This window comes from Ruminococcus sp. B05 (assembly GCF_003628495.1).
Classification (GTDB): Bacteria; Bacillota; Clostridia; order Lachnospirales; family Lachnospiraceae; genus Schaedlerella; species Schaedlerella hominis.
The window spans coordinates 263,872-277,658 of record NZ_RBZR01000001.1 but is presented as its reverse complement, the minus strand read 5'-3'; the positions used below and the strand labels follow the sequence as shown (position 1 = coordinate 277,658).

Here is a 13,787-nt window from a genome sequence, read left to right as displayed (position 1 = left end):
ATTCACCCAATTTTCTAATTACACTATCTGTTATATAATACAACATTTTACTCTATCGAACAAGTAAAAACACTAATTTTACACATATTTCTTCATTGTTTTGTAACATTTATGTAAAAAATATAGTTTTTATAAATAATTTTGCTTTTTTATAGATTCTAAAAAAGAGATTTGTTATAATGCAATAAGATTATGCTTAAAAGTGAGGATATTATGAAAGTCACAATAATTATTCCAAATTATAATGGAAAACATTTTATGGAGCCTTGTTTAAAATCTTTAGAAGCACAAACATGTAAAGATTTTCAAATTCTTGTTGTTGATAATCATTCAACAGATGGAAGTCTTGAATATATGGCACAATATTATCCTGATATTGAAGTGATTGCTTTAAAGGAAAACTATGGATTCAGTACTGCTGTCAATACAGGTATACGTCATGCACAAACCCCTTATGTGATCCTTTTGAATAACGACACTACTGTTGACACCAATTATGTAGAAGCTATGATTCAAGCCATAGAAGAATCTCCTTCTATTTTTTCTGTTAGCAGTAAGATGATTCAAATGTATCATCCTGATCTTATTGACAGTGCAGGAGATTTGTATACCGTTCTTGGCTGGGGTGTATGTAGAGGAGCGGGTCGGTCTGTCCAGAATTACCAGAATACAGACATGATTTTTTCAGCTTGTGCAGGAGCTGCCATTTATCGCAAGAAAGTTTTTGAAAAAATTGGTTATTTTGATGAGTCACATTTCGCTTATTTAGAAGATATTGATGTGGGTTATCGTGCAAAGATATATGGCTATCAAAACACCTATTGCCCTACAGCTCTTGTATATCATGTTGGAAGCGGAACAAGCGGTTCTAAATACAATACTTTTAAAGTGAAATTATCTGCAAGAAATAGTATTTGGCTGAATTATAAAAATATGCCATTCTTTCAGCTTTTACTAAATTTCATACCTCTTGCCATCGGTTATTTTGTAAAATATTTATTTTTCTGTAAAATCAATTTTGGCAATGACTATAAGGAAGGATTAAAAGAAGGTTGGAAAAAGCGAAAATCTTGCAAAAGAGTACCTTTCCATATTAGACATCTTGGCAATTATATGAAAATCGAACTCGAACTTATAAAAAATACTTTTTCTTATATTTCCGACTGGATTCAAAGAAAAATATTCAAAAGATAACGGATGCAGTTTTGATTTTTTATATGGTAAAGAAATAAAATAAGAATCAGTACATGGATTAATTTCCTCCATGTACTGATTCTTATTTATTAATTAAATTTTCCCATATATCCCGGATACTCTGCATGTCCGGTTGTAAAGACATCTCCATTTACTGTAATATGAATCTTATCACTTCCATACGCATCCAAAAATGTATTACAAATACTTCCTACAATATAGTATTCTGCTGAAGTACCTAACGTTTTAATATACGTAATAAATTTATCAGAAAAATCCAACTCTAATAATTTTTCATTATCTTTTTCAAATTCTTTAAAACTCAAAAGTGAAACATCTACAGGAAGCACGCCTTTATCAACCAATGCTTTTAACACTTCATTAGACGATAATGATCCTATTGCCACCTCTTCACTTTCAAATCCGGAAGCATCTGAATTACTATAATATACTTTAATATTGCCGCCTGTTTGAGCAGAAACATTCTGTTCATCTGGAATTTGCTGTTCCTCTCCCTCTTGTTTATCAGCATTTTCTTCCATCTGTACATCTTTATTTTGTTCTGTTTCAATATCTTTTGTCTGTTCTGTTGAATTGGCTTTATTTTCTTTTGAATCTGCTGTTTTTCCACATCCTGAAATTAATGCCATCACAACAAGACCTATAATTATAAGTTTCCCTTTTTTCACTATTTATCGCCCCTTAACTTCGATTAAAATAATTTATTAGGATATACTCCTGTTTCAATTAACTCATTAATTGCATTGACTACATCAACTTTATCTTCTTTGTATGTCACTCCAAACCACTTATCTTTAGACTGCAGTACACGAACTGATAACTTCTCTTCTTCCAAAAGCCCCCCTATAATTGTTGGAAGTAAGTATTCCGCTTTCAAATCTGTTGCATCTACATTTTCTAAAAACTCTACAAATCCATTTTCTAAAATAGCAAAGAAATCTGGATGTAATCCCCACATATTCATAGAAACCGGAGAGTCTACATCTATTTTCTTATCTCCGCTTTCACATTTAACAACAGCTCCATCTTCTGTTTTCTCTATATCGTGCGTTTCATTAATTTCAACCAACATATTAGATTCATTAACTTTGCACACTCCTCTTGTTACAGTTCCATTGTCACTCAATGTATTTTTCAGTACAAAGCCCACCATACAGATTTCATCTTTCACGCTCTCTTTTGTTAAATAATCGTATGCTTCTTTAAATGCCTGTTTTCCATAATAATCATCTGCATTGATTACCAAAAACGGTGAATCCACAACATCTTTACAACACAAAATTGCCTGTCCTGTTCCCCATGGTTTTGTTCTTTCTGCAAATGTTTCTTGATATTTTTCCGGAATATCGTCTAATTCTTGATATGCATAGTCAACATCAATAACTTTTTCAATACGATTTCCAATAACTTCTTTAAAATCTTTTTCAAGATTTTTTCTAATTACAAATACAACCTTATCAAATCCGGCTTCCATTGCATCATAGATAGAATAATCCATAATAATTTCACCATTTGGCCCCACCGGTTCTAACTGTTTAATTCCTCCACCAAATCTACTCCCGATTCCTGCAGCCATAATTACTAATGTTGCTTTGCTCATTTGTCTTCTTCCTCCTACTTCCTTTATGATTTTTAATTGAACAAGCTAATCATTCTCCCAAACCTGCCTGCACAATTGCTATCATTTCATCTAATGCTTTTTCTTCATCTTCTCCATCACAAACAATTGTAATTTCATCTCCACTTTTAATACAGGCTCCTAATATGCTCAATACACTTTTTGCATTTGCTGTCAGTTCACCAGTTCTAGTCGCTTTTTCAATTGTAATCTTTGCGCCAAATTGCATGGCTGTTTTGCAAAATAAACCAGCGGGGCGTAAATGCAATCCTGTTGGATTTTTAATTATCACTTTTCCGCTTACCATTTTTTGCCTCCCTATTTTTTCCTCTTTTGTATTGTTATCAATCTTTTTTCGAACTATCTGTCGTCTTATTATCTATACCGCTTGATTTTTCTGCTCCATTTTTCTCCAATACATCCGTCTTTTCTTTTAACATAATTCTTACACTTGGTTGCTCTGTCAAAGTTACTCCCGCAGCGGTTTCTATTGTCACCGGGATATCGTACTCTCCTTCAGCTGTATAATTTTTCAAATCAATTGACGCTGCATTTTTTATATTTAATGTTGCAAGTTCCTGCTCTAAACCAGTAAATGTAAGTACAAGATCTTTCTCTGCTTCGAAAGAAACCTTAAATTTATCAGATAAATTTTTAACTTGTATTGATTCTACCGGTAATTCTATGGTTTTTGTTCCTTCTTGTTCAATTAGAATTGTTACAACTACATTATTAGCTGTTTCATCAACTAAAGATACTTCTTTTGGAAGAAACGGAGTAATGTCAATCGTATATTCCTTTTTTCCATGTTCATTTGTTATATCTATCTGATCTGCCGGAATATTAATACTATCTATCGCAGCCAAAACATCTTCTGTTCCACAAATCTGTACACTCTCTGGTTCTACCGTCATTCCAGTATAAATATAACCTGCTTTCGGTTCCCCAGATACTGCAAAGTTCAATCCGACATTTTTGGTATTCAGCATCTGAACATTTACACTGATACCTTTATCTCCAAGATTATTACTTAGTTTTGTCTGATCTACAGCATTTCCATTTGAATCATAACATATCAATTCTGCATCTACAACACCGCTGTCTGACATCCCTGATATATCTATCTTGGCAACTACTTTTTCAATACTATCAATTAAAGTTTCAGATCCTCGCAAGGTTACCTCTTTCGGATTTGTTGTCATTTCTCCAACTACATATCCATCCCTAGGTGTTCCATTTGTACTAACAGATATAGGGAATTTTTTTCCGGTAACATCTTGAATGTTAACTTCTATATTTCTCGGATTCGTATCTACAGATTGTGTATTTGCTTCATACCCTTTTACTGTTGCAGTTATCGGAACCATATAAGTATTTACATCCATCTGACTTAAATCAGCAGTCGCTGAAATCGATTCTCCACTAATTTTTGAAATCAAAGAACGTTTTGCATATACTGTTACATTTACTTTTTGAACATCATCTACAATTTGATATACTTTTCCTTTATTTGTAACAACATCATCATTTATTACAGTAATTGGAATATCTCTGTATACAGCACTCACAACCGGGTCATCTACATTGACAACGATAACCCACAACAAGACTGCAAATAAAAACGCCATAATTTTCAAGCCTATATTTTTGGTCATATTATGCATCTTCATCTTTACGCCGTCCTTTCCGCAGAGAGAACTTTTTAGAATCACCATTTCTGTACTGAATCTGACACAATCGAGTACCTAAGTAATCCGGAGTGACTCCACGTACTAATTGTCCTCCCATTGCAACTGATACCTGTCCTGTTTCTTCTGAAACTACAATCACAAGAGCATCACACACTTCGCTCATACCGAGTGCAGCTCTATGTCTTGTTCCAAAATCTTTACTTATTTGCATATTATCAGAAAGTGGCAAATAACATGTTGCTGATGTAATGCGATTTCCTCTGATAATCACTGCTCCATCATGAAGCGGTGTATTATGTTCAAAAATATTAATTAAAACTTGCGGCGAAACCTTGCAATCTAACTCTATTCCTGTTTTTTCATATTCTGTCAAATGAATTGCCTGCTCTACAACGATTAATGCACCTGTTTTAACACGTCCCATATCAAAACATGCTTTTACAATCCCATTCACTGTTTCATCAGAGAATCGTTGATTTTCTTTATTCTTATCAAATAAATTAATATTACTTAGAAGGTTTTTCTCACCAAGCTTTTCTAACGCTCTTCTTAACTCTGGTTGAAAAACTACCACAGCTGCAATAGCAAGTACATTGATTGACTCTTTTGCCAAGAATAAAATCGTATGCATCTGAAAAATTGCTGCGAACAGAATAAAAAATCCTAGCATAAGCATCCCACGTAACAGCATCCATGCTTTTGTATTTTTTATCCACAGCATAATCTCGTAAACAACAACCGTTATAATTAAAATTTCCACAATATCTGTGATGCCAACAGAAGGGAAGTATGATTCATGTATATATTTGTCAAAAAAAAGAGTTACCCAGTGCTGCACAACATCACCTCCCCGAATTATCTTTACTGGCTACTACTTTTTAGCAGTATCGTCAATTCCCAATTCTTTATTTAAACTTCTTGTTAAAAGCAAATCCTCTGCTCGTTCATTTCTGCCATAATTATTTGCTGTTTCCGGTTTATCATTCTGTTCTATAGACTTCATTCCATCATTTTTCTCATCATTTGTCTGTCCTGTAATTTGTTTTACGTTTTTTTCTGGTGCGGTGACTGCCACTTTTGGAACTGCTTTTACATAATAATGATACTCATCATCCTCAAATTCCAAGTATTCTGTTCTGCTATAATCCACAGACAAAAAAAGTACTTCAAATAACAGACCTATTATTATTGCAAGTATTCCGTCGATTAAAATAGAAGGATAAGCAATATGGATATTAAATACAACATTTCCAATCACACTGAATGCCACCGCTGTTAGTACCCCGGCTACCGTTGCAATTTTCCATGCATGATTCATTGAACGCGTTCTCAATCCATATACAAGAAGCCCACAAACAATTACTATTGCTACCATCAACAACATTTCTTTATTAGTAAATAACTGTTTGTAAAATTTCATCATCATTGCTATCCATTCACTTGCCTTTTCCCCTTTTAAAGATGTTGAATTCACTTTTACAGTATGAAGGATATAATATGAAAAAGTTCCACATACGGTTGATACTAAAAACACAGGTGTCCCTAACAATCCAATTCCAATTATTATTACAAACGGTACTTTACAGACAACTGCAACTGCACTTAACAAAATTACCCATGCTTTATCTGGCACGAAACGCAAATAAAATATGTATATTAAAAGAAAAAGCATTCCAACTATTAACATAACGCCTACGGATAAGACATACATATGTGCTAAAATAAGCATTGTAGCTACAAGTGTCATAACTCCCAATGGTAAAAACGCACATATAACTGCTAATCCAATTGTGCAAATTGAAGTAGAAGCCGTTTTCAAAAATCCTATATTGGAATTAATCATCCCAAATACTGCAAGTCCCAAAGCAAATTGTAATATTCTAATAATATAAAAAGAATATTTTGCATATAATTTTTGAAATTGTTCTCTCCATACCAAAACTGTACTCATGATCTACGCTCCTTTTTCCCATAGTTCTCTAATTTGGACATATCTCTATAATATCTTTTCACTCGTTGTTTTGCTCGATTATGTTTCAATTTGTAATAACTACTTGCACACACGCCGTAAATCACAAGAACTATAATATATCCAACAATAACAAGGCCTCCTAAAATAAGCATCCGAATAATAGTAAGATTTTCAAACAGTATATCCATTCCACATATAGCTGCCAGACCAACTATAATTGCATATCCTATCGTTATCCATAAAATTGTTATCAATGTATTTAAACTGATATAGTCTTTTTTATAATAACTGCTGATTTTCTGATCTTGTTTCGCATTTGTCTTTTCATACGAAGCCATACGAACCATTAATCGTATTCTTTTTTTATCCAGCATTTTACACCCTCCGATATAAACTATTCCAAAACATCATTTTAAGTATAGCATATACTCAGAGTCCTTGTCCAATGCTTATCGTTAAAAAGTAAACTTTTTGAGCCCCAGCCTTTTTCAATACCTTTGCGACACTATCTATCGTGCTGCCAGTTGTATATATATCATCTATTAATAATACTTTATTTTTTACTTCCCATGTTTTTTTTACACCAAATGCACCTTTGAGGTTTCTACTTCGCTCCATTGGATTTAATATTTTTTGAGGTTTTGTATTACGAATGCGAAATACAGCATTTTCGTTTACTGGAATTCCTGATAAGATGCTGAGTTCTTTTGCAATCAATAAGGCCTGGTTAAATCCTCTTTTTCTTTGTTTTACTTTATACAGTGGAATTGGGATTATTTCTTCAATTTCATTTCTATATATCCATTCCCCATATCTTTTCATCATCTCTTCTGCAAAAACACTTGCATAATATCTCTTATTATGGAATTTAAATTGATAAATTCCTCTTGAAACAGGTTGTTTCTGAATCCACAATCCTCTTCCCTGGTCAAATATATGCTTTTGTTTTGCACAATCTTGACAATATTCTTGTTCCATTGTTTCAATAGGCTTGCCACATTTCATGCATCTTGGTTCTTTTATATAGTGGATTTTCATTTTACAAAGATCACAGATTTTTTGATTGGTAATATTACCACAGAAAGGACATCTAGGCGGATAGACGATATCCAGAAATTTTAAAATTCCTGGATATGCTCCGCCAGACTTGTATAGCGATTCTGCTCGCTTTTGTTTTGTATCATATATTGAAATACGTCTTCACTCCCAACAATTGTCAAACATTTTTTTGCTCTGGTTACTGCAGTGTATAATAAATTTCGATTATATAGCAATTTTGGTCCTTGCAATAATGGGATAATTACTGCCGGATATTCGCTTCCTTGCGATTTATGAACTGTAATTGCATATGCAAGTTCTAATTCTTCTGTTAACTCAAATGGATAATTTATCCTTCGATGTTCATCATATTCAACTTCCACTGTTCTGTTAAAAGTATTGATTTCTGTTACAATTCCCATATCTCCATTAAATACGCCTTGCCCTTTATCAACTGCAATTCCATATTTTGTTCGTACTTCCCATTCTAATTGGTAATTGTTCTTTATCTGCATCACCTTGTCTCCCACACGGAAAATACGTCCATTAATCTCTTCTTCTGTTTTCCCCGGCTCAGATGGATTTAAATATTTCTGCAAAATAATATTCAATCTTTCAACCCCAAGAAGTCCTTTTCTGGTTGGTGTCATTACTTGTATATCATTTTGCGATGCATTCACATATTTGGGTAATTTTTTCTGAATCAATGTCAGGATTACACGGATTATCGTATCTGCATCCTGGCGTTTCAAAAAGAAGAAATCACGACTTTTATTATCAAGAACAACTGGCTGCCCTGCGTTTATTTTATGTGCATTAACTACAATATCACTTTCTCCGGCCTGGCGGAAAATTTTAGTCAATGTAACTACACGAAAGCGTTCAGATAAAATAATATCTTTTAGCACACTTCCTGCTCCAACCGATGGCAACTGATTCACATCTCCCACTAATACCAAACGCGTTCCCACAACAATTGCTGATAACAGCGCATTCATCAATGGTAAATCTACCATCGACATCTCATCAATGATAATCACGTCTGCCTCTAAAGGATTCTCACGATTTCTCATAAAGCCATTAATATTACCTTCTTCTTCTGGATTTCCACTCACTTCTAATAAGCGATGAATCGTTTGTGCTTCATATCCGGTTGCTTCCGTCATACGTTTTGCCGCACGACCTGTTGGAGCCGCAAGCAAAATCTGCATACCTTCACTTTCAAAAAACTGTATCATAGTATTGATTGTAGTGGTCTTTCCAGTTCCAGGACCACCCGTTAAAACAATCAGACCATGCTTGATTGATTCGATTACTGCCTGATGCTGCATTGCATCTAGCACAAGATTCTCTCGTTCTTCTACCTTCTTAAGTCTTTTTTCTATCATGCTTTCCGGCATAGGACAGTCAATTGCTAACTCATTGAGCATCCTTGCAACATTTAATTCCAAATAGTAATAATGTGCCGGATATACTCTGATTTCTCCACTTTTTTCTTTCATGACAGTCTTATGTTCTATACATAAATCCATAATGTATTTCTCAATACTGTCGATTTCAATTCCGAGAATTTGAATTGCTTTTCTCGACAATACTTCTTTCGGCAGATAAATATGTCCTTCGGCTGTTGCTTGCTGCAGAACATAATAAAGACCGCTTCTTATACGAAAATCTGAATTTGCCGAAATTCCTATTCTTGTTGCGATCTCGTCTGCAGTTTTAAATCCGACACCTTCAATATTGTCTGCTAATTGATATGGGTTTTCTTCCAAAACCTGGTAAAGTTTTGTCCCGTAAAATTTGAATATCTTCACCGCAAGCGTAGTAGAAATCCCATATTTTTGCAAATATATCATGGCTTTTCGCATATCTTTCTTTTCTTCTACTTGTATTGCAATTTCTCGTGCTTTTCGCTCACTGATCCCTTTAATTTCAGCCAATCGTTCCGGTTCTTCCTCTATAATCCGAAATGTATCCTCTTTAAATTTTCGAACAATCCTGCCGGCCAGTGCAACCCCCAGACCTTTTATTGCTCCTGAACCAAGATATCTTTCAATTGACATCAAATCCTCTGGTTCTTTCACTTTATAGCTGCTGACCTTCAATTGTGAGCCGTACACATTATGCGTTACAAAATCCCCCTCAATTTCCAACAGCTCGCCTTCATTAATAAAGTTAAAAGTACCAACGCATGTCACTTCTCCATCTGTTCCTTCTAAATTAAATACCGTATACCCATTTTCATTATTGCGAAATACAATATGCTCCACATACCCGGTTACTATTTCCATTTCTTTCGTTACTCTCTTCTTATAATTCTCTGCTTCCACCAATATATTCCGCATACTGACCCGTTCCTACCGCAACTACCTTCAACGGATCTTCTGCTGTTATTGTATGAATTCCTGTTTTTTCTTCAATCAACTCTTCCAATCCTCTTAACATAGAGCCACCTCCGGTAAGAAGTATCCCTCTGTCCAGAACATCTGCGGATAATTCCGGTGGCGTCTGTTCCAATACGGAAATAACAGCTTCTACAATCTGACCGCTTATCTCTTTTAAGGCTTCTTCTGTTTCAGAAGATGTTACTAAAACTGTTTTTGGCAATCCCGTCACTAGATTTCTTCCTTTTACTTCCAATTTTTCAATTTCTGCCAGAGGATATGTTGTACCAATCTTGATTTTTATCTCTTCTGCTGTTCGATCGCCAATCAGTAAGTTATGTTTTTTTCTCATATAACGCACAATAGCTTCATCAAAATCATCTCCTGCAATTTTTATAGAAGTATTAACTACAGTTCCACCTAAAGAAATAACAGCAATATCCGATGTTCCGCCTCCGACATCTACAATCATATTTCCACATGCTTTGGAAATATCAATCCCTGCTCCAATTGCTGCTGCGACCGGCTCTTCTATCAAATGAACCTCTCTTGCTCCGGCTGCAAATGTAGCTTCTTCCACTGCTTTCTTCTCTACTTCAGTAACTCCACTTGGAACACATATACAAATTCGTGGCTTTTTAAAAGTTCTTCGTCCTAGTGCTTTTAATATAAAATATTTAATCATCTTTTCTGTTATTGTATAATCAGAAATCACACCATGCCGAAGCGGACGAACAGCTATAATATTCCCCGGTGTACGGCCAAGCATCAATCTTGCTTCTTCTCCAATTGCTTTTACTTCATTTGTCTCTCTGTCATAGGCTACAACAGAAGGCTCTTTTAATACAACCCCTTTTCCTTTTACATAAACCAGAACACTTGCTGTTCCTAAATCAATTCCAATATCTACAGCCATGCAATAACTCCCTTTCGAACATTTAATATTTATATTCTTTCGTATCTTTCTATAATAACGTAATTAGCTGTAGAAGAACAGCTCTTTCTTATTTATTTTTCTTAAGTATTGCATCTATATATTTTCCTGTGTATGATTTCTCATTCAATGCTATTTCTTCCGGAGTTCCACAGGCAACTACTGTACCACCTTTATCTCCACCTTCCGGTCCGATATCAATAATATAATCTGCTGTTTTAATCACATCTAAATTATGTTCTATAACAATAACTGTATTTCCTTCCGCAGTCAATCTCTGTAATATTTCTGTTAATTTATGAACATCTGCAAAATGAAGCCCTGTCGTTGGTTCATCCAAAATGTATACTGTCTTTCCAGTACTTCTCTTACTTAGTTCCGTTGCAAGCTTAATTCTCTGTGCTTCTCCTCCGGATAATTCCGTAGAAGGCTGTCCTAATCTGATATAAGACAGACCAACATCGTTCAAAGTTTCCATTTTCCTACGGATACTAGGAATATTTTCAAAAAATGTTACTGCTTCTTCTACTGTCATATTTAACACATCATAAATATTTTTTCCTTTATATTTCACATCCAACGTTTCTCTATTGTAACGCTTTCCTCCGCATACTTCACATGGAACATATACATCCGGCAGAAAATGCATTTCAATCTTTAAGATTCCATCTCCGGAACAAGCTTCACATCGACCTCCTTTTACATTGAAACTAAATCGACCTTTTTTATATCCTCTTGCTTTTGCATCCGGGGTGGCCGCAAACAAATCCCGGATCAAATCAAATACTCCAGTATAAGTTGCAGGATTAGAACGTGGCGTTCTTCCAATTGGAGACTGATCAATGTTAATTACTTTATCAACCTGCTCCAATCCTTCAATTCTTTTGTGTTTTCCTGGAATAGTTCTCGCACGATTGAGTTCTTTTGCAAGTTTTTTATACAAAATTTCATTTACAAGAGAACTTTTACCCGATCCAGATACTCCGGTTACACATGTCATAACTCCTAATGGAAATTTGACATCAATATTTTTTAAATTATTTTCCTGTGCACCAATAACCTTCAAATATCCTGTTGGCTTTCTTCTTTCTGTTGGAACAGGGATTCTCTTTCTCCCACTCAGATAATCTCCCGTGATAGAATTTTTACATTTCATTAATTCTTTCGCCGTCCCTATTGCAACAACCTGACCGCCATGTTCCCCTGCTCCTGGTCCGATATCCACAATACAATCTGCTGCAAGCATTGTATCCTCATCATGTTCTACAACAATAAGAGAATTACCCAGATCACGCAATCGTTTTAACGTTGCCAGCAATTTATCATTATCTCTTTGATGCAGACCGATACTTGGTTCATCCAAAATATATGCAACTCCTACAAGGCCCGAGCCAATTTGAGTTGCAAGACGGATTCTCTGTGCCTCACCTCCTGAAAGTGTTCCTGTTGCTCTTGACAATGTTAAATACTCTAATCCGACATCCATTAAAAATTGTATGCGAGCTTTGATTTCTTTTAATATTTGATCCCCGATTATATGTTGTGTCTTGCTTAAGACTAATTTATTCAAAAATTCCTGCAGACAATCAATAGATAACGATGTTACTTCTGCAATATTTTTATCGCCTACAGTTACTGCCAATGCACTTTTTTTCAAACGTTGCCCTTTACATTCTGAACACGGAGTAATATTCATAAATGTTTCATATTCTGCTTTACTGTTTTCAGAATGTGTTTCACGGTATCTTCTCTCAACACTCTTTATTAAACCTTCAAATGCAACATCATAAATTCCCTCTCCTCGCTGACCTTTATAGTATACTTTTATAGTTTTTCCATTGGTGCCGTAGATTAGAATATCATGAATCTTCTTTGGATATTTGTCGAATGGTGTATCTAAATCAAAATCATATTCTTTACATAATGCGACAAGAATTGCATTCGTAAAACTATTCTTATCTGCGCATGACTGCCATCCCATTACTGTAATCGCCCCTTCATTAATACTAAGTGAAGGATCAGGAATCATCAATTCTTCCGAAAACTCCATCTTATATCCAAGTCCAAAGCAAGCCGGACATGCCCCAAATGGATTATTAAAAGAAAAACTTCTTGGCTCAATTTCTTCTATACTTATCCCACAATCCGGACACGAAAAACTCTGACTAAAATTCATTGTTTCACCGTCAATGATATCTACAACCAATAAACCTTCTGCCAAGTTTAACACATTTTCAATCGAATCTGTCAGCCGCTTTTCAATACCCGGTTTTACAACAAGACGGTCTACTATAATTTCAATATTGTGTTTTATATTTTTATCTAAGACTATATCTTCTGATAATTCATACATATTACCATCAACACGGACACGGACATATCCGCTTTTTTTTGCACGTTCAAATAATTTTGTATGTGTCCCTTTACGTCCTCTTACAACCGGTGCCAATAACTGAATTTTCGTTTTCTCCGGCAACGCCATAATCTGATCTGCCATCTCATCTACTGACTGCTTTTTTATCTCTTTTCCACATTTTGGACAATGTGGAATCCCGATTCTTGCATACAAAAGTCGAAAATAATCATAAATTTCTGTCACTGTTCCAACTGTAGAACGTGGATTATGGTTTGTAGATTTCTGATCAATTGAAATAGCAGGGGATAAGCCTTCTATACTTTCTACATCCGGTTTTTCCATCTGTCCTAAGAACTGACGTGCGTAAGATGACAAAGACTCCATGTATCTACGTTGTCCCTCTGCATAAATCGTATCAAATGCAAGAGAAGATTTACCCGATCCACTCAAACCAGTCAATACAACAAGCTCATTTCTCGGAATATCTACATCAATATTTTTTAAATTATTCTCATTTGCGCCTCGAATTTTAATATACTGTCTGGCGTCCATCTTTTTACCCATATTCTGTCTCCTACC

The 13,787-nt window shown here is 34.9% G+C and carries 12 protein-coding genes; 1 reads left to right on the top strand and 11 read right to left on the bottom strand.

Annotated features, from left to right (window positions below):
- The first annotated feature begins 213 nt into the window (after positions 1–213).
- Positions 214–1,194, top strand: a complete 981-nt coding sequence (locus D8Q48_RS01065) for a glycosyltransferase family 2 protein (RefSeq protein WP_117989433.1) — start codon at positions 214–216, stop codon at positions 1,192–1,194.
- A gap of 89 nt (positions 1,195–1,283) precedes the next feature.
- On the opposite strand, the gene D8Q48_RS01060 is transcribed toward D8Q48_RS01065, so the two are convergent.
- The 11 genes from D8Q48_RS01060 to uvrA form a co-directional block, all read right to left on the bottom strand.
- Positions 1,284–1,883 (bottom strand): GerMN domain-containing protein, encoded by a 600-nt coding sequence (locus D8Q48_RS01060; RefSeq protein WP_117989226.1) that lies wholly within the window; start codon positions 1,881–1,883, stop codon positions 1,284–1,286.
- A gap of 23 nt (positions 1,884–1,906) precedes the next feature.
- Positions 1,907–2,815: a sugar phosphate nucleotidyltransferase gene (locus D8Q48_RS01055; protein ID WP_118688104.1), complete on the bottom strand. Its 909-nt coding sequence runs from the start codon at positions 2,813–2,815 to the stop codon at positions 1,907–1,909.
- A gap of 49 nt (positions 2,816–2,864) precedes the next feature.
- Positions 2,865–3,140 (bottom strand): HPr family phosphocarrier protein, encoded by a 276-nt coding sequence (locus tag D8Q48_RS01050; protein ID WP_022075943.1) that lies wholly within the window; start codon positions 3,138–3,140, stop codon positions 2,865–2,867.
- Between the two features lie 37 nt (positions 3,141–3,177).
- Complete coding sequence (locus tag D8Q48_RS01045; protein WP_121055107.1) at positions 3,178–4,503, bottom strand: CdaR family protein; 1,326 nt, start codon at positions 4,501–4,503, stop codon at positions 3,178–3,180.
- A complete protein-coding gene (cdaA, locus tag D8Q48_RS01040; RefSeq protein WP_117989229.1) occupies positions 4,490–5,362 on the bottom strand; it encodes a diadenylate cyclase CdaA in 873 nt (290 codons plus the stop codon). Before cdaA ends, D8Q48_RS01045 begins: the two co-directional genes overlap by 14 nt.
- A gap of 33 nt (positions 5,363–5,395) precedes the next feature.
- Positions 5,396–6,475, bottom strand: a complete 1,080-nt coding sequence (locus tag D8Q48_RS01035; protein ID WP_117989230.1) for a hypothetical protein — start codon at positions 6,473–6,475, stop codon at positions 5,396–5,398.
- The gene (locus tag D8Q48_RS01030) at positions 6,472–6,870 is read right to left on the bottom strand and encodes a hypothetical protein (protein ID WP_117989231.1); all 399 of its coding nucleotides are present in this window, start codon (positions 6,868–6,870) and stop codon (positions 6,472–6,474) included. The genes D8Q48_RS01035 and D8Q48_RS01030 overlap by 4 nt, the downstream gene beginning before the upstream one ends.
- A gap of 55 nt (positions 6,871–6,925) precedes the next feature.
- Positions 6,926–7,603, bottom strand: a complete 678-nt coding sequence (locus tag D8Q48_RS01025; RefSeq protein WP_330514233.1) for a ComF family protein — start codon at positions 7,601–7,603, stop codon at positions 6,926–6,928.
- Positions 7,604–7,614: 11 nt separating this feature from the next.
- Positions 7,615–9,825 carry an ATP-dependent RecD-like DNA helicase gene (locus D8Q48_RS01020; protein WP_121055360.1) on the bottom strand — a complete coding sequence of 737 codons (2,211 nt, stop codon included), beginning with the start codon at positions 9,823–9,825 and terminating at the stop codon, positions 7,615–7,617.
- 19 nt (positions 9,826–9,844) lie between these two features.
- Positions 9,845–10,834: a rod shape-determining protein gene (locus D8Q48_RS01015; RefSeq protein ID WP_022075950.1), complete on the bottom strand. Its 990-nt coding sequence runs from the start codon at positions 10,832–10,834 to the stop codon at positions 9,845–9,847.
- A gap of 88 nt (positions 10,835–10,922) precedes the next feature.
- On the bottom strand, positions 10,923–13,772 hold the full coding sequence (gene uvrA, locus D8Q48_RS01010; protein ID WP_121055105.1) for an excinuclease ABC subunit UvrA: 2,850 nt from the start codon (positions 13,770–13,772) through the stop codon (positions 10,923–10,925).
- Positions 13,773–13,787: the final 15 nt, after the last annotated feature.